Source organism: Pontimicrobium sp. MEBiC01747 (genome assembly GCF_053601635.1).
The window spans coordinates 1-24,109 of record NZ_JBSHNS010000518.1; the positions used below are offsets into that span (position 1 = coordinate 1).

The 24,109-nt window shown below is 31.1% G+C and carries 21 protein-coding genes and 1 tRNA gene; 5 read left to right on the forward strand and 17 right to left on the reverse strand.

The window, feature by feature from the left end:
* Nucleotides 1–155 precede the first annotated feature (155 nt).
* Complete coding sequence (locus ACVC2P_RS16780; RefSeq protein ID WP_452599608.1) at nt 156–719, forward strand: TetR/AcrR family transcriptional regulator; 564 nt, start codon at nt 156–158, stop codon at nt 717–719.
* Between the two features lie 42 nt (nt 720–761).
* On the opposite strand, the gene ACVC2P_RS16785 is transcribed toward ACVC2P_RS16780, so the two are convergent.
* Nucleotides 762–1,973 (reverse strand): NAD(P)/FAD-dependent oxidoreductase, encoded by a 1,212-nt coding sequence (locus ACVC2P_RS16785; protein ID WP_452599609.1) that lies wholly within the window; start codon nt 1,971–1,973, stop codon nt 762–764.
* A complete protein-coding gene (locus tag ACVC2P_RS16790; protein ID WP_452599610.1) occupies nt 1,970–2,659 on the reverse strand; it encodes a glycerophosphodiester phosphodiesterase in 690 nt (229 codons plus the stop codon). The genes ACVC2P_RS16785 and ACVC2P_RS16790 overlap by 4 nt, the downstream gene beginning before the upstream one ends.
* A 52-nt stretch (nt 2,660–2,711) precedes the next feature.
* On the opposite strand from ACVC2P_RS16790, the gene ACVC2P_RS16795 reads away from it, so the two are divergent.
* Nucleotides 2,712–3,521: a hypothetical protein gene (locus ACVC2P_RS16795; protein ID WP_452599611.1), complete on the forward strand. Its 810-nt coding sequence runs from the start codon at nt 2,712–2,714 to the stop codon at nt 3,519–3,521.
* Here ACVC2P_RS16795 and ACVC2P_RS16800 read toward each other — a convergent pair.
* The 12 genes from ACVC2P_RS16800 to ACVC2P_RS16855 all read right to left on the reverse strand — a co-directional run bounded on the left by ACVC2P_RS16800 (nt 3,518) and on the right by ACVC2P_RS16855 (nt 13,796).
* Nucleotides 3,518–3,970 (reverse strand): SRPBCC family protein, encoded by a 453-nt coding sequence (locus ACVC2P_RS16800; RefSeq protein ID WP_452599612.1) that lies wholly within the window; start codon nt 3,968–3,970, stop codon nt 3,518–3,520. The two genes, ACVC2P_RS16795 and ACVC2P_RS16800, sit on opposite strands and share 4 nt — an antisense overlap.
* 32 nt (nt 3,971–4,002) lie before the next feature.
* The gene (locus ACVC2P_RS16805; RefSeq protein WP_452599613.1) at nt 4,003–7,677 is read right to left on the reverse strand and encodes a metallophosphoesterase; all 3,675 of its coding nucleotides are present in this window, start codon (nt 7,675–7,677) and stop codon (nt 4,003–4,005) included.
* 123 nt (nt 7,678–7,800) lie between these two features.
* Nucleotides 7,801–8,298: a peptide-methionine (S)-S-oxide reductase gene (locus ACVC2P_RS16810; protein WP_452599614.1), complete on the reverse strand. Its 498-nt coding sequence runs from the start codon at nt 8,296–8,298 to the stop codon at nt 7,801–7,803.
* 25 nt (nt 8,299–8,323) lie between these two features.
* On the reverse strand, nt 8,324–8,713 hold the full coding sequence (locus tag ACVC2P_RS16815) for a hypothetical protein (RefSeq protein WP_452599615.1): 390 nt from the start codon (nt 8,711–8,713) through the stop codon (nt 8,324–8,326).
* Nucleotides 8,710–8,961 (reverse strand): peptide methionine sulfoxide reductase, encoded by a 252-nt coding sequence (locus tag ACVC2P_RS16820; RefSeq protein ID WP_452599616.1) that lies wholly within the window; start codon nt 8,959–8,961, stop codon nt 8,710–8,712. The genes ACVC2P_RS16815 and ACVC2P_RS16820 overlap by 4 nt, the downstream gene beginning before the upstream one ends.
* A gap of 2 nt (nt 8,962–8,963) precedes the next feature.
* Nucleotides 8,964–9,224, reverse strand: coding sequence for a glutaredoxin family protein (locus tag ACVC2P_RS16825; RefSeq protein WP_452599617.1), 261 nt, complete (start codon nt 9,222–9,224; stop codon nt 8,964–8,966).
* On the reverse strand, nt 9,224–9,715 hold the full coding sequence (locus ACVC2P_RS16830; protein WP_452599618.1) for a peroxiredoxin family protein: 492 nt from the start codon (nt 9,713–9,715) through the stop codon (nt 9,224–9,226). The genes ACVC2P_RS16825 and ACVC2P_RS16830 overlap by 1 nt, the downstream gene beginning before the upstream one ends.
* 21 nt (nt 9,716–9,736) lie before the next feature.
* Complete coding sequence (locus ACVC2P_RS16835) at nt 9,737–11,143, reverse strand: FAD-dependent oxidoreductase (RefSeq protein WP_452599619.1); 1,407 nt, start codon at nt 11,141–11,143, stop codon at nt 9,737–9,739.
* 79 nt (nt 11,144–11,222) lie between these two features.
* A complete protein-coding gene (locus ACVC2P_RS16840) occupies nt 11,223–11,579 on the reverse strand; it encodes a hypothetical protein (protein ID WP_452599620.1) in 357 nt (118 codons plus the stop codon).
* Nucleotides 11,580–11,590: 11 nt separating this feature from the next.
* Nucleotides 11,591–12,133 carry a peptide-methionine (S)-S-oxide reductase MsrA gene (gene msrA, locus ACVC2P_RS16845; protein ID WP_452599621.1) on the reverse strand — a complete coding sequence of 181 codons (543 nt, stop codon included), beginning with the start codon at nt 12,131–12,133 and terminating at the stop codon, nt 11,591–11,593.
* The gene (gene msrB, locus ACVC2P_RS16850) at nt 12,123–12,584 is read right to left on the reverse strand and encodes a peptide-methionine (R)-S-oxide reductase MsrB (RefSeq protein WP_452599628.1); all 462 of its coding nucleotides are present in this window, start codon (nt 12,582–12,584) and stop codon (nt 12,123–12,125) included. The genes msrA and msrB overlap by 11 nt, the downstream gene beginning before the upstream one ends.
* A gap of 360 nt (nt 12,585–12,944) precedes the next feature.
* Nucleotides 12,945–13,796, reverse strand: a complete 852-nt coding sequence (locus ACVC2P_RS16855; protein ID WP_452599622.1) for a helix-turn-helix domain-containing protein — start codon at nt 13,794–13,796, stop codon at nt 12,945–12,947.
* Nucleotides 13,797–14,020: 224 nt separating this feature from the next.
* On the opposite strand from ACVC2P_RS16855, the gene ACVC2P_RS16860 reads away from it, so the two are divergent.
* Nucleotides 14,021–15,238, forward strand: a complete 1,218-nt coding sequence (locus ACVC2P_RS16860; protein WP_452599623.1) for a Pycsar system effector family protein — start codon at nt 14,021–14,023, stop codon at nt 15,236–15,238.
* Here the strand turns inward: ACVC2P_RS16860 and ACVC2P_RS16865 are convergent.
* On the reverse strand, nt 15,228–17,606 hold the full coding sequence (locus tag ACVC2P_RS16865) for a GAF domain-containing protein (protein ID WP_452599624.1): 2,379 nt from the start codon (nt 17,604–17,606) through the stop codon (nt 15,228–15,230). The genes ACVC2P_RS16860 and ACVC2P_RS16865 overlap by 11 nt on opposite strands.
* A gap of 203 nt (nt 17,607–17,809) precedes the next feature.
* On the opposite strand from ACVC2P_RS16865, the gene ACVC2P_RS16870 reads away from it, so the two are divergent.
* The gene (locus ACVC2P_RS16870; RefSeq protein ID WP_452599625.1) at nt 17,810–20,911 is read left to right on the forward strand and encodes a CRTAC1 family protein; all 3,102 of its coding nucleotides are present in this window, start codon (nt 17,810–17,812) and stop codon (nt 20,909–20,911) included.
* Between the two features lie 68 nt (nt 20,912–20,979).
* Here the strand turns inward: ACVC2P_RS16870 and ACVC2P_RS16875 are convergent, their stop codons facing one another.
* Both ACVC2P_RS16875 and ACVC2P_RS16880 read right to left on the reverse strand, forming a co-directional pair.
* Nucleotides 20,980–22,569: a hypothetical protein gene (locus ACVC2P_RS16875; RefSeq protein ID WP_452599626.1), complete on the reverse strand. Its 1,590-nt coding sequence runs from the start codon at nt 22,567–22,569 to the stop codon at nt 20,980–20,982.
* 270 nt (nt 22,570–22,839) lie between these two features.
* Nucleotides 22,840–22,921: transfer RNA gene (locus ACVC2P_RS16880), tRNA-Leu, on the reverse strand.
* Between the two features lie 598 nt (nt 22,922–23,519).
* Here ACVC2P_RS16880 and ACVC2P_RS16885 point away from each other — a divergent pair.
* Nucleotides 23,520–24,109 (forward strand): M20/M25/M40 family metallo-hydrolase (locus ACVC2P_RS16885; RefSeq protein WP_452599627.1); only part of this gene is annotated, 590 nt, incomplete at its 3' end.

The window sequence follows — 24,109 nt, forward strand, 5'->3', positions numbered from 1 at the left end:
GTTTAGTGATGTTTACTGAATACTAAATAATTACCACTTATTTAAAGAGTTTTTAATCAATGATTGTGTAAATGTAATACTAACTGAAAACTATATTGAGGATCCCTTAAACATACTCCTCTCCTCAATGTTTCGCTTAAATTTTAAAGCCAAAAATGGATAAAAGACAGAAGATTATACTAACCATGTTAGAGTTAGTTGTTGAGCAAGGTGTACATGCAACTCCTATGTCTCAAGTAGCAAAAGAAGCTAATGTTGCTGTAGGTACTATATACCATTATTTTGATAATAAAAACCAAATTATAGAAGAGATTTATTCTATGATTTGTAAGGACTTTGGTGTTGTTTTAATGGCTAACTTACCTGAAGACAATTACAAAAAACAATGTGAAACCATGTGGTTAAACTTATACAATTATTTTGTTGGTAATCCTCTTGCTTTTAAATTTATGGAGTTTGTAGGTGTTCCTCCAATTATTTCCACAGAGATTCGCTTAAAAAACATTGCTCACTTTTCTAACATTAGAGATTTTATATTATCTGGAATCTTAAAAAAAGAGCTTAGAAACGTAGAGCTTAGGTTAATTATGCAAATGACGTTTGGCTCTGTGGTTTCTGCTGCAAGACTTAAGTTTAAAGAAGAATTACCTATGAATGATAGCCAAATAAAAGATGCTTTAAGAATGACATGGGATAGTGTTAAATATGTTGAATACTAATTTTTAATCGTCTTAAATTACAAGTTTCTATATAACTAACCTTTATTTTGTAATGTTTTGTGAAACAATGTAGGCTCCTGTCCAAGCGTTTTGAAAGTTAAAACCGCCTGTTACAGCATCTACATTAATAACTTCTCCTGCAAAATAAAGGTTTTTGTGTTTTTTGCTTTCAAAGGTTTTAAAGTTTATTTCTTTTAAATTAATACCTCCCGCTGTTACAAATTCTTCTTTAAAGGTGCTTTTACCGTCTACATTAAAAACAGCTTGTGTTAATTGAGCTGCTAATGTTTCTATTTGTTGCTTATTAATATCTGCCCAACGCATTTCTGCTTTAATTTTAGACGCTATAACTAATTGCAACCATAACCGTTTTGGCAAGTTAAACTGTGTATAATTTGCTATTGTTTTTTTAGAGTGTGTCTGTTTTATGTCCTTTAATTGAGCTATAACTTCTTCAAAACCTTGCTTTACAAAGTTTATTCGTATTTGAAATTTATAATCTCGTTTTGCTAGTTCTAATGCTCCAAAAGCTGATAGCTTTAAAATAGAAGGGGCACTCATTCCCCAATGTGTTATTAGTAAAGGCCCTTCTGAAAATAGTTGCGTATCTATTACCTCTATTTCTACATCTTGGGCTACGACACCAGGAATTTCTGTTAGGCGATCGTCTTTTATATTAAACGTAAATAAAGAGGGGACTGGAGGCGTTATAGTATGTCCTAATGTTTCTAAAAGCTTCCATATTTTAGGGTTACTTCCTGTAGCAACTACAAGTTTTTTACATGTAAACACTTCTGTTTTTGTTTCTAATTGCCAGGACTGTTCTTTATTTATAATAGTGGTTACAGGTTGGTTTTTAAAAATAGTAACGTTGTGTTTTTTAGCTTCGTATAAAAAACAATCTATTATGGTTTGCGACGAATTACTTACAGGAAACATCCTGCCATCGTCTTCTATTTTTAATTCCACGCCTCGTTTTTCAAACCACTCAATAGTATCTCCTGTCATGAATGTGTGAAAAGGCCCTAGCAATTCTTTTTCTCCTCTAGGATAGTTTCTAGTTAATTCTTGAGGAATAAATTCGGCATGAGTAACATTGCATCGTCCTCCTCCAGATACTTTAACTTTTGTAAGTACTTCTTTACCGCGCTCTAAAATAGCTACTTTTAGTTCTGGGTTTTGTTCTGCTATGTTTATTGCTGCAAAAAAACCAGCTGCTCCGCCTCCAACTATTATTATATCTTTTTCTATCATACTCTATCTGGAAAATCAGAAATTATTCCATCAACTTTATATTGTTTCATTCTAGCAATAGTTTTAAAATCATTAACCGTCCATGTATTTATTTTATACCCTAATGCTTTTGTTTTCTTAACATTATCTTCGCTTAATAGTGCGTAATTGGCATGAATTGCTATGGCGTTAATTGTGTTTCCAAACGCTACTGCCTCTTCTAAATTTGCTTTTGTAAGTACTGCCAATAAAATATTTTTATTAATATTAAATACAGTTTCTAATTCGCGATGTTGAAAACTAGACACTATAAAATTATTGTATTCCCAACCTCTTGTATTTACATAGTTTTTTATAATACTTGCAGTTTCTTTTGCGGTATTTTTACCTTTTAATTCTATATTTAAAAAGCATTGTTTATTAATACAATCTAACACTTCTATTAAAGTTGGAATTGTGTATTCATTAGCAACTTTAAGTGTTTTTAACTCTTGAAGTGTGTGTTTAGAAATTTCTCCGCTTCCATTAGTTAATCGATCTAAAGTATAATCATGAAAAACTACTAATTCTCCACTTTTACACCGGTGCACATCTATTTCCACACCATCTACATTAAAAGTTAATGCTTTTTGTATTGATGCTATTGTATTTTCAGCAAGATATCCTTTTGCTCCACGATGGCCAATTCTTAATACTTTTTGCTGCATTATTTTTATTCTGAAAAATATCGCTGTAAATTTAGCATTAATTCTATTGATTATGCGTTTCTATCTACCTTGTTTACTTCTTTTATCTATAACTGCTTTATCTTGCGAAACTGGAAAGCTAAAAGTTATTGCAGATATTTCTAATAGTCTTAAAGAAGTTTCTGCTGCAGAAACGCTCTCTGGCTCTAATTTAATTTGGACTATTGAAGATTCTGGAAATAAAAATAATGTATACGGTATAGATAGCAAAGGAGGCATTGTAAAAGACATAGATATTAAGGGGTACAAAAATATAGATTGGGAAGATTTAACTAGTGATAATGAGGGTAACTTGTATATAGGTGATTTTGGAAACAACTCTAGAAAGCGAAAAAATCTTGTTATTTATAAAGTAAAAAATGTGACCTCTCAAAATAAATCGATCGCAATAGAAGCTATCCATTTTAAAATGCCAGAGGGTATTAAATCGGAAGATTTTGAAGCTTTTTTTCTATATAACAATCGTTTTTATATTTTTAGTAAAAATGATAAAAAAGCTATAGTAATTTCTGTGCCTAACATTCCTGGTAATGCTATTGCAACATTTGTTACTGAGTTTAATTTAAAAGGTAAAAACAATCGAATTACGTCTGCTGATATTAGCCCAGACGGAAAAACAATCGTATTACTTAACCATGAAAAACTATGGAAACTTACTAATTTTGATGGTGAAAACTTTTTTGAAGGCACTATAGAATCTATGCCTTTTGAGCACGATTCTCAAAAAGAGGGCATTTGTTTTAAAGATAATACTACTGTTATAATTACTGACGAACACACTAAAATAACTGGTAGTAATATTTATGAGTTTAAGTTAAATTAAGTGTTGTACTTTTCTTTTATATAACTATCTAACCTTTCTTTTATAAAATAATTCCATCCGTTTAAACAGCTTTCTCTTGAGAATTCTGGTACATCATTAGGAAATGTATGTAAACCTATACAGGTTACTTTTAATATTGTTTTACCATTATACTCCAATAATTCAAATATAGATTTTGATACTCCTGAGTATTCCTTGTATTGCCACGAATAGGTTAGCTTTTTATTAATTATAGCTTCATTAATTTTCCAAATATGAGTAAAATTTCTTTCGCCAGAGGCTACTAAAAATGGCGGCACCTCAAAACCTACTTCTGCTTTAAACTCTGGAATATTATTAAAATACCAAAGCTGCATCTCTTTTAAACGAGTTATGGCATTCCACATAATAGTTACTGGTACATTAAAGGTTTGCTCTACAATTATTGGCTGTGTTCTATTATCACTCATAATAAAGGTGTTTTTACATTTACAAAATAGTTTTAAAACCCAAACCCTAATTTAAAAGCTACTCGCAGGCCATCGTTGCTGTTAAATGCCGATAGATTTCCTACTAACATTCCTGCGCCATTAAAAAATACGCCTCCTCCAAAAGAGTTGTTCCATTTTTTAGAGTTGTCATTATCTAACCATACTCGGCCATAATCTACACCTCCATAAACGCCTATGTTTAATGGCAATATTCCCGTTTTTACTTTTCGTAAATTTAAGCGTAAGTCTGTGCTTTGCACAAATGCTCTTTTTCCTGTAAATCGTTGGTTTCTGTAGCCTCTTAACCCATTATTTGCTCCTAAAGTAGCGCCTTGGTAAAATTCGAAATCGTTTCCAAAATTTAAATGTGCACTGGCTTTTGTTGCCAAAACTAGTTGTCCGCTAGGTACCAACTTGTAATCAAATCCTAAAGAAGGTATAAAATATGCATAGCCCTTAGACTTATCTAGATTTGTTTTATATCCTGCTTTTAAACTTGTTCCCATACCTAATGTAGGGAATGCTTTGTCATCTTTGTTTTCAAAACTGTAGCTTGCTTCTACTCCTGCAAAGCTATTTCTGTTAGAGGCTCCATTTGCTACATAAAATGTGTTTACAAAACGCTCTTGAGTTTCTTCGACCTCTATGTCCTCATACGACACACCTATACTTATTTGAGATCCTAAATCGCCTTTAAATATTAGTGAAGGCGAAAAGCTAATGGTTTGTAATTTTACTCTATTAAAATCTAAATTAAAATTATCTCCATCTTCACTATTTGGGTTTAGTGTTTCATTACCAAATCCAAAAAAGTTTTCACTATAATTAGGGCTAGTAAAATGTGCATTTACTCCTAAATTCCATTGCCCAATAACGTTTGCAAACTCTCCTTTATAACTAAAATCGAATCCACTAGTTGCAAAGTAATAGGCTGCTGCAAACACATGTTGTTGTGTAAACGGATTACGCTCAAAGCCAAAAGTAGAAAAGGTGTCTATAAATCCTATTTTAAAGCCATCGTCTGGATTAGCTCCTAATGATGGAATAAATTGATTAGAACTGTTTTTAAGTTTTTTATAGTCGTAAGTGTTAGTTTCGTAATCGTCTGTTAGTTTTTTAAATCCTTTATTTGTTAAAAATTCACTTGCCTTAGATTTATAATCGTACATAAATACCTTTTTACCATTTTCTATAGCATAAGTATCTTTATTTTGTCCTCCTATTAATCGTAATGGAATAATTTTAGTCCCTTCTCCAGATACCGAAAACGCATCCTCATCATCTAGTCCGTAAACCCAAATTTCCTTAGTATCTGTATTGGTATATGTTCTAGAATGAAAACGGTTTATTTTTTCTCCCTTTTTTATTCTATAGCCTTCAATTTTTGTCTCCCCGTTTGGCAATCTAGTAATCTCAAACCAATCTTTTTTATCTGTTCCTTTTACTACTGCATATTTATTAATATGATTATAATATGCATCTGATATTTTTTGAAGGTTTGCACGTCTTCCTTTTAATTTCTGTTTAATTATTTCAATTGTCTCTGTGTTAACTTCTGCAGGGAATGCTTTAAAAGCTTGCTCGATAACTTCGTCTGTTAAATTGCTAGTAATATGTTCTACCTGAGCATTCCATACGATTCTATCTGCTTCGTTTATTAAAGCCATATCTAAAGGGTAAGGTTCTAAATTAAACCATTTTGGATTTTTTAAATCTTTATTATAGCTTTTCATTAAACGTAATGCTGGGATTGCTTTTGTTGCAAAACTTAATAGTGCTCCATCTGCCATAATAGAAAATGCTTGGTCACGATCTCTAGGTATAGGTTTATAAATAGTTTTTTTACCTTCTTTAAATGTTGCCCAACGCCATTGGTCTTCATGCCTATCCCAGTCTCCTATTAACATATCAAACAAACGCGCTCTTACATAAGTTGCCTCGTCTAGAATATGGTTTTCATTCTTATTTAATTTTTTTAATAAATCGCTCGTACTTATTACTTTATTTGAAAACCCAAAGCTTTCGTTATTACCATGACCTGATGCTGCTCGTTCTTCAATCATGTATAATTCATCTCCAAATTCTTCATTAAAGTGTGATAATGCTTTTTGTTTTGGTATGTAATACAGTACTGGGTTGGTATGGTATATTCCTACTGCTTTTGATAATACTCCTATTGTAAATGGCGCGTATGGGTGCGAACCTGTAAATACATCTAATAATAATCCTTCTGTATAGGTATCATCAAATTGGCCTTCAATATATTGGTCTTTAAATGCTACTGCTTGTAAATATTGTACTGCATTTTTACGTAAGGCTCTCATTACATATTCTCTTCCGTCTTTATCTTCTAATCGTAATGATTTAGATTGATGCCCTCCTCCTTTTCTTATTGGTTTTAATCCTCCAAAAAGCGTATCTAAATTAACTGTTGGCACTGTTACTGCTGTACTAAAGTCTTCTCTATAGCGCTTTCCCCATAGCGTTTTATAGATTCTTCCTTTGTCTGTTTCTTCTTTAGTATAAATGGATGCTGTTTGGGTTTTGCTAAAATTAGATTTATAATCTGCTACATGTTCTTTTACGTCTTTGGTAAATACTTTTGTACTAAATACCGTTTCTTCGTCTTTTGCTGTAAAAAAATGTACGTTAGATGAACCATCTTTATAAACATCTAATCTAGCATAGCCTTCTGTTCCATAAGAAAATTGTCCTCCTCCAACATTCCTCGTTGGGCTTATTCTTGCGCCTGCTCCGCTAATTATTTGTGGTAAATTATCTTGTACTATGTACTGTAAATTCTGTTCGTGTCCAGATACAAAAATAACTTTACTATTTTCTTGTGAAAGTGTTGTTATACGCTTTTTTAATTCATTATAACGTTTATTAGTTACGTCTGTATCTGCTAGACCACTTGTTCTTCTTAATATGGTTTTTAGTGTACCCAAAATAGGTGCAGGCGTCATGTGTTGTTTAATGGAGTATTGCCCTCCATGTGGCCCATTAGTAAACATTGGGTGGTGCATTGCAACTAATGTTGTTTTTCCTCTAGATTTTTTTATTAAGCTTTCAAACTCATTAAAGAATTGTGTTCTTGTTCTAATTTCACAATTATCGTTTATTGTGGGATGTTTGTCCCAATTGGCTATATACCAATGGGTATCTACAATAATTAACACAATGTTATCGCTAATATTAACTTTTTCTATTGGACAACCATTTTCTGGTAAAAAAGTATTTTTACCTAAAACCCCTTCTACATACTTTTCTTGTCGTTTTAATCCTTTTACTCCCGAATTCCAATCATAATTCCCTGGAATAAAAATGGTATTTCCCTTAAAGTCTTTTACTGCTTCGGTTTGTGTTTTTAATTGATTTTCTGAAAGCTCTCGGTCTTTATGTTCTTTTTTTACAAAGCCATTTGGATGTATGTTATTTCCAAGAAAAAGCGCTGTACTTTTACTTTCAGCATTTTTTAAAGCCTTTTTAAATGCTTTTAACCCGTTAGATTCAGTACTTATTGAAGCGTTACTAGTTCCACCTATTAAATAAAAAGAGTGTTCTAAATCTTTATTGCTTGTTACTGTTGTTTCTGCATTAACTGGTGTAGATTGCCGTTTGTATGTTGCACAGGCATTTACTAAAAATACTATAATGCTAAAAAAAAAGTATTTAGTTGGTTTCATAAGGGATGGTTGTTAACTGGTTTAGTAAAAATAACCTTTATATAACAAAGCTATCTATCGATTATTAAAAATCGATTTTTAGGCTTCTCATTTTAAAATACAATTAAAACATTGAATTTCTCTTTATTTTATATTTGAATAGCTTGAGAATTGTTCTAATATTAGTTTTAATTTGGGGTTAATATATGTTTTGCAAAACGGTTTTTCAGGATTTGAATAATAATAATTTTGAAACTGTTTTAAAGATGGTTTAAAAGTTTTAAATTTTAATACTTGCGTTATTAATCTACTATAAAAAACTTTTTGAAAATCACTTAAAAGCTTTATCGCTTCTTTTTCTTGTATTGAATTAAAGGCATAAATAGCAGACCTATATTTTTTTCGCATAGTATGGTTAGAGGTGCTTTTATGTGTGTATAAATGTACCTCGACAAGTACTTTTAATGGTATAATGTTTGAATTGAAATGTACTATTACGGCCTCTGAAAAAGTGTCGTTTTTTCCTATTGAGGCGACAAAACCTTGTTCTACTTTTTCTACGCCTTTTAAGGATTGAAACACAGCTTCTGTACACCAATGACATCCGCCTCCAAATGCTATTTTTTGTAATTTACTTTTCAATGTTTAATATATCGCTTTTTAATAATTATAAATTATGGTTGTTATTAAATTGGTCTTTTCTAATTTTTACAGCTTTAAAAGCATATATAATTAGTACCGTAATTGCTATAAAAACTAAAACGGTTCCTATATATAAGGCTATACTAGGCACGCTAAAGACACCTTCTGTTTTGAAAGCTACACCCAAAATACCAGATAACACATAGCCCCCTGTTGCTAGATACAATAGAGCGCTTGCTCTTGTTAACAATCCTAATTGTTTAATTTTAAGGTTAGATATTTCATGTTGATATGTAGAGCATTTATTTGCCAATAGGTTTCCTATCTCCGTGCTTAACGTCATCATTTGGGAGGTTGTTGATAATATTAACATCCCTAAACCTGGTATAATTGTTATGGGTAAATACCAATTCATGAATAATTATAGTTATTTAAAAAATGTATTACTTTTTCTGCTTCCATTTCGCAAGGTTTCAATTTTTCGCCATTAGATGTTATGTAATAGTTTAAGCTTATAAAATCGTTTCCGCCAAGCTCTTCTGCATATATTTTAAAACTGCTCCCTTGATTAAAATCGTTTCTAGTTACTCCATATTTTTTGCTTTTATAAACAACTTCCGAGTAGCCTTTTTGTAATTTTTGTATTTGTTTTAATATAGACATTCTTACTTTTCTATAGTGCTTAACCAATTTAACAGCTCTTCTTTATATGGGTTTCTTAATTTTTTAGCACCTATTGTTATTGTAGGAAAGTTTAGTTTTCTATTTACATAAAGACCTCTAAGTTCTTCTGCGAAAACTTCATTTTCTTCAACATCTAAAAACTGATAGGGTTGTTTTATTTCCTCAAACAACTCCTTGTAGTAATTTGTTTTATGGCAACGGGCTGCTCCATATAATTTTACTTCTGGAACTTTACTCATCATTATTTTAAGGTGTTTAAAAATTCTATTGACGCTTCTACATTTAAGTGAAAATCGCTAAATACTATACGGTCGTGTTTATCTATAAATAAAAACCAAGGTGTGCCTCCTGTTTGGTAATTTGTCATGATATTAGATCTCGACTTACCATCTTCTCCTGCATCATGCCCGAAAGGGATTTTTAAATCATACTTTTTTTGGGTTTCTACCATTTTCTCATAGGTGTTTTCATGGTGTCCTTCGAAAACGGTTTGTACTGCTAGAAAAATAACTTTGTCATTATCCTTATGTGCCTCTACCATTTTTTTTAAATCTGGCAATCCTTTACTATGGCACCCTGGACACCAACTTTGAAAGCAGTATACTATTTTAAATAGCCCTTTATAGTTTGATAATTTTATTGGGGCTATTTTTTTACCATTAGCATCTACCCAGTCTTTAACATTAAACTCTGGGGCTTTAAATACTTCTATATGTTCTTTTTTATGTTCCATAGTATTATGGTAAATGTTATATTATTTTAAATAATTTCTAATACCGTAGCTCGCTAAAACACCTTCTCCTGTGGCTGCTGCAACTTGCGCAATGGCTCCTTCTCTACAGTCTCCTGCTGCAAAAATTCCTTTTACAGATGTTTCTGCTAATCCTGTTGTTTTTATAAAGCCTTTATCGTCCAATGCGATCGTATTTTTAAAGGATTTTGTATTTGGGATTAATCCTATAAATATAAATACGCCATCTGCTTCTAGAATAGTTTCTTCACTTGTTTCCTTATCTTTTATTCTTAATCCTTTGAAGGATTCATTTTCTCCAGCAACAAACTCTAGAGATGCTTTATTCATATAGGTTGAGATATTCTCTATTGTTTTAAGTTTTTCTATATAGGTTTCTGATGCTGAAAATTTGTCTGATCTGTTTACAATTTTTACACTTTTACAAAATCCTGCTAAAAATATACCTTCTTCTAGTGCAGAGTTTCCTCCTCCTACTACAATAATATCCTTATCTCTATAGAAAGCTCCGTCGCATGTTGCACAAAAGTGAATTCCTGAACCTATTAATTCTTCTTCATTAGGTATGCCTAATTTTCTGTAGGTTGATCCTGTAGATAGCACGACTGTTTTTCCTAAAAACGTTCCGCTTTTTGTTTTTACATGAAATAAGTCGTCTTGTTTTTCTATATCTACTACTTCTTCTCCTGTTTTTATAACTGCTCCGTAGGTTTTTGCTTGTTCTTCCATTTTCTCCATAAGTTTTGGGCCTGATATGGACTGAAATCCAGGATAGTTTTCAATTTTTTCGGTTAAAAAAGCATTGCCTCCTATAGTTGACTTTTCTAGTATTAATGTATCAAAACGATCGCGTTGCGCATATATAGCTGTTGTTAGCCCTGCTGCTCCGCCTCCAATTATTATTGTATCGAAAATTTTATGTTCTTTTTCTACATTTATACTTAATAAGCGAGTTAACGCTGCATTATCTGGATTTGTATAGGGTACATCATTGATTAAAACCGTTGGAATTATTCGTTTTCCATTATTAATTGCTTCTACTTTAGTTGTTGCCCACTCATGCTCATCGACATCTATAAACTCAAAATTGATTCTGTTATCTCTTAAAAAGCTTTTTGCTCTTCTACAGTCTGGGCACCAATCTGCTCCAAACAATTGCACTCTTCCTGCTTCATTTAAGCCTAATACTGAGGCTAATGCTCTATTATCTGGGTTTGTGTACGATTTATTATTAATTATTAATGTTGGGATGATTCGTTTCCCATTATTTATTGCTTCTACTTTTGCTGTGGCTTCTTTGTTTAAATCAACATCTACAAATGTGTATGTTATATTATTTTCCTTTAAATAGGTTTTAGCTCTTCTACAATCTGGGCACCAATCTGCGCCATATAATATTATATCGTTCATTCGTTTTTTTGGTTTTGTAAGTGTTTTTTAATTTAAGAAATAGAGTCTCAAACTGTTTGTTTTTGAGACTCTATTTAAATTATGCATGGTAATATCTTTCTCTATAAATTTTTCCATCTTTCCATTCTGTAGCAACAACTTGTTCTGACACTATTGTGCTACCATCTTTTAATTTTAATGTCATTATTGCATCATAAAAAGTATGGTTTCCATTAACTGCATAATTTCCTACTTCGTAACCAATAAACGCTTCTAAGTCATTATTAATAAAGTCTTCTTCAAACTTTACACAATGGGCTTTCCCTTTTTTAGGTTCTCCGTTTGCTTCTCTTAATTCTACATCGTCATGTAAATAGGTTTCCATGGCTTCTATAAATTCTCCTTTAGCTAATAAGGCATGTATATGTTTTAGTTTTTTTTCTATTTGATTTTCCATTTTTTTCAACTTTAAGTTCTTAATTTATTTCTATGAAGCTTTCTTAGCTTCGTTAGTTTTGGTGTTATTACAAAAGAGCAATATCCAGACGTTGGGTTATTTTTATAATAGTCTTGATGTTCTTTCTCTGCTATATAAAAAACTCCTAATGGTGAGACTTCTGTTACAATTGGTTTATCGTAATAAGGTGTCATTTCTTTTAAAACAGCGTCTGCTATTTCCTTTTGTCTCTTATTATTATAATAAATTACTGAACGGTATTGCGTTCCTCTATCTGCACCTTGTTTATTTAAGCTTGTTGGGTCATGCGTGGTCATAAAAATGATTACAAGCTCTTTATATGAAATAATATTTGCATTAAATGTTATTTGTACAACTTCTGCATATCCCGACACACCAGAACAGACTTCTCTGTAAGTAGGTTGCTTTAAGTTATCTCCTCCTGAATATCCTGACTCTACTTTTTCTATTCCTTTTACTTCTTGAAAAACGGCTTCGGTACACCAAAAACATCCGCCTCCAAATGTTGCTAATTGTATATTTTTAGTGTTCATTATTATCCTCCTTTTCTAGTTGCATAGCTTCTGAATTTATGCAATAACGTAATCCGCTTGGTTCTGGCCCATCTGGAAAAACATGGCCTAGGTGCGCATCGCAAGTATTACACATTACCTCTACTCTTGTCATACCAAAAGTTGTATCCTTTTCGTATTTAATTGCGCTTTCTTTTATTGGCTGTGTAAAGCTTGGCCAACCTGTTCCCGAACTAAATTTAATTGTAGAGTCAAACAATGGCGTATTACAACATACACAGTTATACTTCCCTTGATCGTAAATACTACAAAGTGCTCCGCTATGTGGTCGTTCGGTTCCTTTTTGTCTTGTAATTCTATACTGTTCTAATGTTAGTATTTTTCTCCATTCCTTGTCTGATTTCTCGACACGTTTATCTGGAGCTGGATTGCCTTTTACAGCAAATCGGATAACATCTTTCCATGTAAGCATCATTTTTATTTGTCCTTTCTTTTTTTAGTTATACAAAGGTATTGCTTAAGTCTACGGTTATAAATATCTACATTGCCCACGTTATTGTACATTTTTCCCAGAAGTTTGTATTTTGTATTGTTTAAGTATTTTAAACCAAATATTGTCCTTGTTTTTACAAAGTATTAGGTTTAGGTTAAAGGGTGTTTATTAGGTTCTTTTTATTGCAGACTAATAAAATTATACAAGAAAATTGTTTAGTAGAGAGGAGTTGTAATTATATACATTCTCTATTTATAAAGAACACTTTTCTATTACAAAACCCGTTATAATTATTTAGCAACTATTAATTTTAATAGACTATTTATAAGAAAAAGGGTATTATTTTTTTCTAAAAGTTGTAGGGGATTCTCCTACTTGATTTTTAAAAAACTTGGAAAAATGAGATGCTTCGTGAAATCCTAAATCGTGAGCAATTTCTTTTGATGATTTCTCTGAAAAAGTTAATAATCTCCTAGCTTCAAGAATAATTCTCTCATTTATTATTTGCAATGGAGATTTATCGTTAAATTTTGCAAAAGCATTGGCTAACGTTTTGGGTGATTTATTGAGTAGCTCTGCATAATCCGACACTTTATGTTTGGTTTTAAAATGCTTATCGACTAGCAAGTTAAATTGTCTTACTACATCAATTTTTGTTTGACTTAATTCTGAATCTACCAAACTCTTTTTAACTAATCTTACAGATTTTATTAGTAAACGTTTTAATAGTACTAGTAGCATTTCTCCTTGTATATGGTCTTTGGTTTCAAATTCTTCTTCAAAAAACATATATAGTAGTTCGTAGCTTTTACGCTCTTTTTCTGTTAATTCTATCTTTATGGGTTCAGATGTTCCTAAAAACAAAAGCCCATTACATGATACTTCATGATCGTGGTCTCTAATACAATAAAACTCTCTATTAAATATATAAGATACAGCTCCTTTTAAATAAGGTTCTAAATATAACTTGTTATAAGGTGTACAAAATAGGACTTGGTTCTTTTTTAATTCTACTGTATAACCATCTACATTAATAATAATATCTTCATCTTTTGCCCAAACTATTTTATAAAAATCGCCTTCTCCTAAACGCTTATCGAATGATGCACAGTTAAAGTCTGTTAAAAAAAGACTGCCTTGATCTGAAAATTTCGTGTATTTAAAATTCATTATTCTGAAGCTTTTAGTCATTGGTTAGCGAAACTGCTTTTCAATGATATTAATTATTATTGACAGCTGTTACTATTATCATTAATTATTTCTAAAAAATAATTATACTTTTTATTCAATTTAGTTATCAAATAAAACATATCATTCATATAATAATTCTATTATTTTAGATTATGTTATGTAAGTTTCATGCTTGAAACTTTACTAATATAAAGTTTACTACTTTTACTAAAATTAAACATTTTATGGATACTATTATAATAGAAGCAGAACAGTATGTAACAGCTTTACTAAGAGATAAACTATCTCATATTTTCCTTTATCATAATTTAACACACACGCAACGCGTTGTTAAGTTTGTTAAATCCTTAATAGAGGCTGAAAAAGTATCTCAAGACGATGCAGATGCTTTAATTATAGCTGCTTGGTTTCACGATATTGGATACACAGAGGGCAGTGAAAACCATGAAGCTAAAAGCGTAACTATTGCTACTCTATTTTTAAAAGACCATAATGTGGATGATGCTACTATTGCTAAAGTTTCTAGATTAATTATGGCTACAAAAATGGATTATGAGCCACTAGATCTTTTAGAAAAAATTATAAGGGATGCAGATTGTGTGCATTTTAAAAGTAAAAATTATACAGAAATAAGCGATTTACTTAGAGCGGAGTGGGAATTGGATAAAAACACTGTTTTTAGTGATAGTGAATGGACTGAAAAAAACATAGTGTTTTGCACTAAGCATCATCGTTTTTACACAGATTATGCTAATAATAATTGGCAAAAAGGAAAAGACCGTAATTTAGTTGGGCTTTTAAAAACATTAAAAAAACAAAAAGCAGATGATAAAAAAGAGCAAATTAAAGCTGCAGAGTTTGCGCTTAAAAAAAACAAAGCTTCTCTACCAGAACGCGGTATAGAAACTATGTTTCGCGTTACGCTTCGTAACCATATTACATTAAGTGATATTGCTGATACTAAAGCAAATATTTTACTTTCGGTAAATGCTATTATTGTCTCTTTGGTATTATCTAATTTAGTCTCAAAATTAGATAATGTTTCTAATAAATACTTAATTTGGCCTACAGTTATTTTTGTTTTATTCACTATAGCTTCTATGATTCTTTCTGTATTAGCAACGAGACCTAATGTAACTAGTGGAAAATTTACAAAAGATGATGTTGCTAATAAAAAAGTAAACTTATTGTTCTTTGGCAATTTTCATAAAATGAATTTACAGGATTTTGAATGGGCTATGGAAGAAATGATGAAAGATAGAGATTACCTATACTCTTCCATGAAAAAAGATTTATACTTTTTAGGTAAAGTTCTAGATAAAAAATATAAAATATTACGCTTAACTTATACTGTATTTATTATAGGTATTATTATTAGTGTTATATCATTTGCCGTTGCTTTTAAAAGCTCTGGTGCTGCTACTCTATCTACTACTCTTTAATTGCTTTCATTAAATCGTTATAGGTATAAAATTCTTTCTCGCCATTAGCTTTACTATATAAAACACTAACACGAATAGCTTTTAATCCTGTTACTGCTTGTAAGTCTTCTAACTCAACAATTTCTACATCTGTATCTAAGTATTTTTTAGACTGCAAGAATTCTACATAGCTTAAATATTCTCTTTCATCTTCTTTTTGAGAGTATACTATGGTTATTTTGCCTTTTTCTGTAATGCGTTTTTTAGTCCCTTTTATATATGCTTTGTCAACTCTTTTTTTAACCACCTCGTAACGTGCATTATAGGTGCCATCTACATCAAATTGTTTCTCGTCCATTCTAAAGCTTATAGATAATGGCTGATTAAAGACTAGAATCATTGATGCGACATCTAAAGCTACTGGGAATTCTGATTGCATTAGGTAATACGCGTTTTCCATTTCGCACATGACTTGCAATTGCCACAATCTTAAATTATAAAGGTAAATAGGATTAAAGCTTTCTTCTTTAGTGATAGATTCTCCTATATACATATTATGTTCTACTCCATCCGTTTTAAATCGTTCAAAAAAGTGAGGATACATTTGTTGTGCTTCAACTTGTTTGTCATCTAGAAGACTAGCCATTTTTTTGTTAATTAGGCTTACTGTATCATCATAATTTTTTCTATGCTTATAGATAATTTTAGCTTTATCATCTAGGCTACTAAAGTAGGTTGTAATACCCGATTCTAATTCTTCAGACGTTATTTTATGCTTAAATAGGGTTGATATGTCTGTCTCAAAGAATGCATTTATCTGTTGCTCACTGTCTACCTGAAAATTAGATTTTAATGCTCTCAAATAATTGTCTATTTGAAAAATATATTGCTCATAAATTGGTAATGCTTCTATGGCTAGTGCTTTCGTTATAATAACTCTTGCCATATTTAGTTGTAAGGATAAATCTTCTTTTGTGGCCCAATTTCTTGCTTCGGAAGACCCTTTTATATCTATTTGTCCATATAGTGGATAAACATCTTCAAAAACAATTTGATTAAAGGCTACTTCATGATTTCCTATAAGTTGTTGTTTTATAAAACGCTCTGCTTCTTTTTTAAACTTCCAATGTACACTTGGGTGAATAGATGTACATTCTTTTTGTATTATAACTTCAACAAGATTTTCTTCTTCTTCTTTAGAGCGTTCTACAGCCGAAAGTATATAGGGCATTACGTCTATTAACTTATTGGCATTGATACTATTTAAAACTTTAGGTTGATCTGATACTAATTCTAAAACACCTAATAGTTCTTTATCGTTAGCTATTGGTGCTAATATTGCACTTTTAATGCCTTGTTTATATAAGGTAGCAATATGGGCTGCATTGCCTTTAGATTTTTCATATTTCTTATCTACATCTGAAATAGAAATGGTTTTATTCTTTTTAAGTAACTGATTAAACGACCAACTACATAGTGCATCTGAACATTGGTTAGCGTCCAAATCATTTAAGAGAAAACTATTCATTCCATGACCATGAACGCGCTCAAAAGTTCCTTCTTCTTTATTATATACAGAAAACCCAACACGTAATCCTTTAAGGTTTAAAAGCGAGCTAAAAATATTATGGAAACTCTCTATAAAACTTTCATCTTGTCGCTTACCTTTACCTATTAAACTCGATTTAATATTTGAAATCGATTGGTCGTCTGTTACATCAAAAATATTAGAGATAACAAAGCCTTTAAATAAATAACTATTAGGTGGAAATTTTTCTTTCCATAACTCTATATTGTCAAAATTATCTATTAATACATCTATATCTTCTTGTGTAATTTTTATGGCTTTCTCTGTTGGAATAATTTCCATAAAATCTGCATTATATAGAATTTTATAGTAATGTATTACTCCGTTAGCATCTGGGATTTCATAGAAAAAAGGGCGTTTAAAGTTTAGGTTAGCGCCATAACAATGGCTTAATATAATGGTACATGCAATAATATACTTACCATCTTCTGGCATATTGGTTATTGTTAACTCAAAATCGTCTCCTGCATTTTTTATAATGTTTTGAAAACGTTTTGATGAATTAAAAATAATATTATGAAACGGTACCGAAGCTGTTTTTATCTCATTATTAGTAAGCACTTCACTAAACGAATCTTGTAGTATAAAACGAATTTCATTTTTATACGTTTCTAACAACGTAGGATCGCTAAACCCCTCTCTTAAAACAGGTAGCGATTCTTGAGCTTTTAGTATACGTTTGGCTTTTGCTGCTATAAATTCGTCATCACTTTTTGCTAACGTTTCGTATTGTTCTAAAAACTTATTAAAACTAACTTTTAAGATAAAAGGGGATTCTAGATTATCATTTATATCGGTCATACTTCTGTCCTTTGCTTTAGCAAATTTACGAATTATTGAATTGGCAGGTTTATAATTAACAATTTACCGCTTTGCTGTTTTCAAAAAAATAAACATGGGTGTTTTTAATTTATTAAATAATTAGCACTTAATACTTTATTTCGTTTCCTTCATTAATTTATATAGTAACTTTGCTTATTCTAACTTTAGACGTAAAACTTACTATGAAATTTCAATATACGGTTCTCTTATTTTTTATTGGTTGCTCTTTTGTTTCTATTGCCCAACAAAACAACAGTATTGCCGAAATTATTGAGAAAATAAACTCCCTAGAAAAAGAAAAAGATCCTAAGTGTTATGCTACTGCTAATAGGTTAGAAGATTTTATGTACGGTACTCCGCTAGACGAATCGGCAAGAAACTTAAAAATAGAAATACAAAAAGCACTTATATTACACCTTAGAAAAAAAGGAACAGAAAACGCAAAACAACAAAAAGTTAATACTATTACTTTTAATGCTTTGCGAGATGTTGTTAATAGTATTTCTACATATAGAAAAAATGCTAACGGAGACTTTTTATACCAATACGGCTCGGGTTATATTACCATTTCTAAACTAGATTTTAAACAATATTCATCGGTATCTTATGCGTATCGTTCTATTTTATCGGTTGAGCAAGACTTGATGTTTTTACCAAATACAGAGGTTTTGAATTTTAATAAAGAAGTAATACAACCGCTTAGTGATTATGTAAACTTGGTAACTTTAGTCGTTTTAAAAATTGCAGATAAAAAGGCCAGACAAAAAAATCTTACTAGTATAAACAAAACAATACTTAAAAATAGTTGGGTTAGTGTTCTTAATCAATCACATACTATTAAATCGAACGAGATTATCTACCCTAAATTAAGTACTACAAATGTTTCTAAAAAAAATACTGTTTTAAAAGCCATTATTAAACAAAAAATAGAGGCTTACCAAAAATACAATGCAGTTATTGCTAGTGTTTTTTTAAGAAACATTCAAGTCTATTTTGCGCGTCAAAAATGGCCTGTAAATAAACAAACATCAAATGAATTAAAAACTTATTATATAGAATCGTTAGTTTCTTTTTCTAGTAGTCTTCTAGAGACCGCAAATAAAGATGCTCAAAAAAACAATGAAACGCTAATAAGAGTTAACCATATACAAACTGCATTAAATCAATTTTTACCTACAAAAACTAATGCTTTTGAAGATGTTATTTTTTTCCCTAATAACGCTTCAGAAAAAATAACTATAGAGTCTTACGATTTGGATGCTTATAGAGATAGTGGTATTCACTGGAAAATTCTAGATTATTCTCTTGCAGACATAGCTAATAGTAACATAAGAGACATCGACCCTAATGCTGCGGAACTAACAGTAGAAGGCATTGCTCAATTAGGGGTTTTAGTTTTAAGGATTGCAGGTAAAGTTTCTCATAAAAAAGAGAAAAAAGTGTTAGACACTAAAGACATAGAACAGGCTTTTGTTATTATACAGAACCTTATAAATACTTATTCTTCTTTTAGTATTAAACAAAATAAAACACAGATAGCTTCGTCAAATACAAACACTAACACTAATGCTGGTTTTAAAGATGTTGCATTACAAACCAATATTTCATTTACTCATAAATCTTCCAATTGGTTGAGTAGACATATTAGAAGTTACACCACCAATACTAAAGAAAAAACAATAAAATTATCTATTCCTCCTGCTTTTGGAGGGGCTGGTGTTGCTTGCGAAGACATTAATAATGATGGCTTAGTTGATGTTTTATTACTAAGTGGTTTAGGAAACAAACTCTACCTCAACTCTAAAAACGGTAGTTTTATAGATATAACTAAAACGAGTAACATAAATCATTGGAATGCAGAACTTAACTCTTATGGAGAACCAAGACAACCTGTAATAGTTGATTTTAATAATGATGGGCTACAGGATATTTTTATTACTTATGTTAACGATAGGCATAGACTATATAAAAACATAGGTAATAACCAATTTGAGGATGTTAGCTTATCTAGTCATCTTGGTGGAGAAAATTTAGTTGCTGGACCAGCCACTGTTTTAGATTATGATAATGATGGTCTATTAGATATTTTTATAGGCTATTTTGGAGATTATATACATGGCGTTTTACCAAAACTAAGTAGAGATAACCAAAATGGCTCGCCTAATAAGCTTTATAAAAATCAAGGAAACTTTATATTTAAAGAAGTTTCGTTTACCAACGATTCTAATTCGGGTTGGACACAGGCTGTTGGCCATGCAGATATTAATCAAGACGGATTGCAAGATATTATTGTTGGCAATGATTTTGGAATTAATAAATATTATTATAATACCAAATCTGGTATTTTTAAAGAAGTAAGTGAACAACTCAAAACCGATAAACCCTCTTATTCTATGAATATTGGGATTACAGATTTAAATAGAGATCTATATCCCGATTTTTATATTTCGAATATTGTAGTCATGCAAAAAGATGAAAAATATGTAACTCCTAATGAGGATACAGAAATGAAATTCGATCCTAAAAAAATGGCTAATATAAGAACTGTAGAAGCTAATGATCTTTTTCTATCTCAAGTAAACAATAAAACACTAACAGCTTATAAACTATCTACTAATATTGGACGTGGTTACTCTGCGACTGGATGGTCTTGGGATGCTGATTTTTTTGATTTCGACAATGATGGGGATGACGATTTATACTGTTTAAATGGTATGAACGATTTTAGTGTTTACGACACTGAAAATCCTTTTTATTTTGAAAGGCAATCGGACTCTAAAAACATAGTATATGCTAAAAGTAATCGTGAAAAAAATGTGTTTTTTGTAAATGAGAACAATACATTAACCAATAAAGCTAAATCATTAGGTGTAGACATTAATTCTAATGCAAGAAGTGCTAGTTATTTTGATTATGATTTAGATGGAGATTTAGATATTATAATTAATAATTATCATGACACTGCAAACCTATTAGAAAATAGAACTAGAAATACTAATAAATGGATTAAAATAAAACTTATAGGAAACCCCAAAATGAATATTAATAGAGACGCAATTGGCTCTTCTATTATTTTAAATAGTAAGCATAATAAAAATATATGGAGGGAAATACATAGTACAACAGGCTATTTATCGACACATCCAAAAACTCAACATTTTGGTCTTGGTAAAGATGTTAAAGCCTCAGTAATTATAAAATGGAGTAATGGAGAAGCCTATACTATTAAAAACTTAAAAGCTAATACTACCTATACTATTAGCTACCCTAATGTGGTTAATTAATCTCCCAACAAAAAAAGCCATTTCATTATAGTAATGAAATGGCTTTTCTATTATAGTATAATCGCGAGTTATTTACTTATTTTTTTAAGTATCATTTCTATTTGCGATTTCATAGCTTTATTTTCTGCTTTTAAAGCTTCTAATTCTTTTTTAGTCGTTTCTAAAGCTGCTTCTGTATCTTCTAACTGTTTATTTAATGCAGAATTATTAACAGTATCTGCTGTCTTTGCTCTTAAAGCATAAGGTACACTTACAAATTGGGTTATTCCTACTTCTTGAAAGGTAGCTGCTGTACCACCTCCATCTTCATCAACCTCAACTTTTAAATAATGCTTACCAGACCCCCAATCTATAGCTCCAAAGGCTGCTGCTCCTCCACCAAAGGCACCGTTTCCTATCTGAAAACTAACTAACCCTTGCTCAGTCGTTGTTAAAGCATGAACTTCAAAATATTCCTGAGTTCCAGATTCTGACCCTTTTAAAATAGTCATTCTAAAAAATACATCTTTATTAGCCAATACAGCTCCACTTGCATCTTTTACAACAGATTGGTAGTTTAATAACTCTGGTACTTGTCCAGTTCCCATAGATTGCGCATTTTCTAATGCTGTTAATCTGGCTTCAACATCTGTTAAAAGAGGAGACAAATCTACATCTACTTGGTTTGCATTGTTATCTAACGATATTGATAATGTTTGGTTATTTAATTCAAAAACATCAGTCCCTTGTGCATCTTCTCCTGCTGTATTTACCCATGCTGTTCCATTCCACGAGTAAGTTGTTTTTTCATCTGTATCATAAATTAACATTCCATCTTCTTCAACTGTTAAACTACCTGTAAACGTTGTACGCTCAGCAGTAGTCATTCTATTGATTAGAATACCTTGAACATTACTTTTTAAATCTAAAGAAGCATTAGCATTAGGTGCTGTTGTACCTACTCCTAATTGCTGTGTTACGTATGTATTTCCTGTTATAGAAGCATTACCATTAACTTCAAGTTTTTCTGAAGGACTTGTATCTCCTAAACTAACATTACCACTAGCAGCAATAAACACAGCATTATCTGGTGCTCCTGGCTTAATTTTAAATGGTAATTTACTTCCATTAGTTACATCTCTAATAAAAAAGTTAGTTTCGTTACCAGAAATGTCCCATGTTTGAGGTGTCCATCCGTTTGCTCCGTTTTGCTCTATACGAATTCCTGGAGAATCTCCATCTGTAACTTGTAACTCTAATACTGGATTTGCTGTTCCTAAACCAACATTTCCTCCTGAGTCGCTAACATATAAAGCATTAGCTCCTGCTCCTGCCATAATTCTAAAAGGAGAGTTCCCAGCCGTTGCATCATCTATTCCAAAGTAATTGTCGCCTCCGTTTCCAGAATCGTTAATAGTAATTCTCCAATCGTTACCAGGAAAACTAGCACTTGCAGATGTATCATCGAAATGAATTCTAAGGTTATTTTCCTTCATTCTAAAAGTATCGAAGCCAAAACTTTCACTAGCTGTAGCATCAACTCCTACAGCTAAACTTCCTGCTGCTATTAAATCATCATTAAATACTTGCGCTCCCGCTACTGGAACATCCTGATCCGATTGTGCGAAAGCACATACATATCCGAACATAAATAATATAGCACTTATTATTTTTTTCATTGTTATACGTTTTTTACAAAAATATTTATTTGCTAACATCTTTTGTGTTTTTCACTAAGGTATATAGCGGTATATTTTACTGTACATCGAATATTCAATACCTTATTTTAAATTATAGTTTTGAATATATTTTGAGCTTATAGTAAAAACTAGACAAAATTAGCAGTATTATCTCTCTACTTTTGTCTAGTTTTTTATTGTAAGTCTATACATCTTTTGTTGTACCCAAATAAAAAAGCCGACTTATAAAAGTCGGCTTATCTTTTGTTGTGCGGGCGGCGAGACTCGAACTCGCACACCTCGCGGCACTAGATCCTAAGTCTAGCGTGTCTACCAATTCCACCACGCCCGCAAAAGATTAGTTACATTTCTGTAACGAGGATGCAAATATAGTTAAGAATTTTAATATAACAACTAACACTTAAAAAAAAATAACTTTTTTAAACAACATTATAAATACCTCAATTATTATAAAAAGAGATAGCTACACATATAATTATTTAATGGTATAACATAACTATTAAATTACAAGTTATTAAACTTAACGAAGCAGTAACTAGTACCACTATAATAAAATGAGGCAAATATCTTTTTTTCATATTTTTTATTTATTGCATTTTAGCATGTTAAGTCTTGTAATAGCACATTATTTAACCACTAACACTATAAAACACAATGTAGGTATGTTTATATCGAAGCGTTTACACTCGCAACAAATATTTTTTTAGAAAGAAATGTAATCCTAATGTAATAGCAACTTTTTAATATAGAATACTAATTCTTTTTCTTTATAGTATAAACAAACAAATAAGGTTAACCCCTACTTTTTTTCAGATTATTTTATTTAATCATTCGCTTTGTTATTAAAACAATAACCTACCAAACATTCTATATTTATATGAATTCTCTATGACTTTGCTTACTTTTAGAAAAAATTTATATTCATAATTATGCAAACCATTCAAGATTATATAAAACAACATAAAGATCGATTTCTCAACGAACTTATCGATCTTTTAAAAATACCATCTGTTAGTGCAGATTCGGCTTATAAAGACGATGTAATAAAAACGGCAAACGAAGTTGCATCTAGCTTAAAAAAGGCAGGATGCGACACTATTGAAATTTGTGAGACCGAAGGTTATCCTATTATTTATGGAGAAAAAATAATTGACAAAGCCTTACCTACAGTATTAGTCTATGGTCATTACGATGTGCAACCAGCAGACCCATTAGAACTTTGGGATTCTGCTCCTTTTGAGCCTGTCATTAAAAATACAGCATTACACCCAGATGGCGCTATTTTTGCGCGTGGTGCCTGTGACGATAAAGGTCAAATGTACATGCATGTAAAGGCTTTAGAATTTATGACCTCTACAAACCAACTACCATGTAATGTTAAGTTTATGATAGAAGGTGAGGAAGAAGTAGGAAGTGTAAACCTTTCCTCCTTTGTAAAAGAAAACCACGAGAAATTAAGTAATGATGTTATTTTAATTAGTGATACAGGAATGATTGCTAAAGATGTACCGTCTATTAC

What these genes read in the sequence shown, in the direction of transcription:
- ACVC2P_RS16800 (WP_452599612.1), bottom strand. Translation starts at nt 3,970, where the DNA reads ATGAGTGATAATAGAACACAGCCAATAATTGTAGAGCAAACCTTTAAT.
- ACVC2P_RS16795 (WP_452599611.1), top strand. Translation starts at nt 2,712, where the DNA reads ATGCGTTTCTATCTACCTTGTTTACTTCTTTTATCTATAACTGCTTTA.
- msrB (WP_452599628.1), bottom strand. Translation starts at nt 12,584, where the DNA reads ATGCTTACATGGAAAGATGTTATCCGATTTGCTGTAAAAGGCAATCCA.
- ACVC2P_RS16865 (WP_452599624.1), bottom strand. Translation starts at nt 17,606, where the DNA reads ATGACCGATATAAATGATAATCTAGAATCCCCTTTTATCTTAAAAGTT.
- ACVC2P_RS16820 (WP_452599616.1), bottom strand. Translation starts at nt 8,961, where the DNA reads ATGTCTATATTAAAACAAATACAAAAATTACAAAAAGGCTACTCGGAA.
- ACVC2P_RS16815 (WP_452599615.1), bottom strand. Translation starts at nt 8,713, where the DNA reads ATGAATTGGTATTTACCCATAACAATTATACCAGGTTTAGGGATGTTA.
- ACVC2P_RS16790 (WP_452599610.1), bottom strand. Translation starts at nt 2,659, where the DNA reads ATGCAGCAAAAAGTATTAAGAATTGGCCATCGTGGAGCAAAAGGATAT.
- ACVC2P_RS16785 (WP_452599609.1), bottom strand. Translation starts at nt 1,973, where the DNA reads ATGATAGAAAAAGATATAATAATAGTTGGAGGCGGAGCAGCTGGTTTT.
- ACVC2P_RS16860 (WP_452599623.1), top strand. Translation starts at nt 14,021, where the DNA reads ATGGATACTATTATAATAGAAGCAGAACAGTATGTAACAGCTTTACTA.
- ACVC2P_RS16840 (WP_452599620.1), bottom strand. Translation starts at nt 11,579, where the DNA reads ATGGAAAATCAAATAGAAAAAAAACTAAAACATATACATGCCTTATTA.
- ACVC2P_RS16835 (WP_452599619.1), bottom strand. Translation starts at nt 11,143, where the DNA reads ATGAACGATATAATATTATATGGCGCAGATTGGTGCCCAGATTGTAGA.
- ACVC2P_RS16830 (WP_452599618.1), bottom strand. Translation starts at nt 9,715, where the DNA reads ATGGAACATAAAAAAGAACATATAGAAGTATTTAAAGCCCCAGAGTTT.
- ACVC2P_RS16780 (WP_452599608.1), top strand. Translation starts at nt 156, where the DNA reads ATGGATAAAAGACAGAAGATTATACTAACCATGTTAGAGTTAGTTGTT.
- ACVC2P_RS16855 (WP_452599622.1), bottom strand. Translation starts at nt 13,796, where the DNA reads ATGACTAAAAGCTTCAGAATAATGAATTTTAAATACACGAAATTTTCA.
- ACVC2P_RS16825 (WP_452599617.1), bottom strand. Translation starts at nt 9,224, where the DNA reads ATGATGAGTAAAGTTCCAGAAGTAAAATTATATGGAGCAGCCCGTTGC.
- msrA (WP_452599621.1), bottom strand. Translation starts at nt 12,133, where the DNA reads ATGAACACTAAAAATATACAATTAGCAACATTTGGAGGCGGATGTTTT.
- ACVC2P_RS16870 (WP_452599625.1), top strand. Translation starts at nt 17,810, where the DNA reads ATGAAATTTCAATATACGGTTCTCTTATTTTTTATTGGTTGCTCTTTT.
- ACVC2P_RS16805 (WP_452599613.1), bottom strand. Translation starts at nt 7,677, where the DNA reads ATGAAACCAACTAAATACTTTTTTTTTAGCATTATAGTATTTTTAGTA.
- ACVC2P_RS16875 (WP_452599626.1), bottom strand. Translation starts at nt 22,569, where the DNA reads ATGAAAAAAATAATAAGTGCTATATTATTTATGTTCGGATATGTATGT.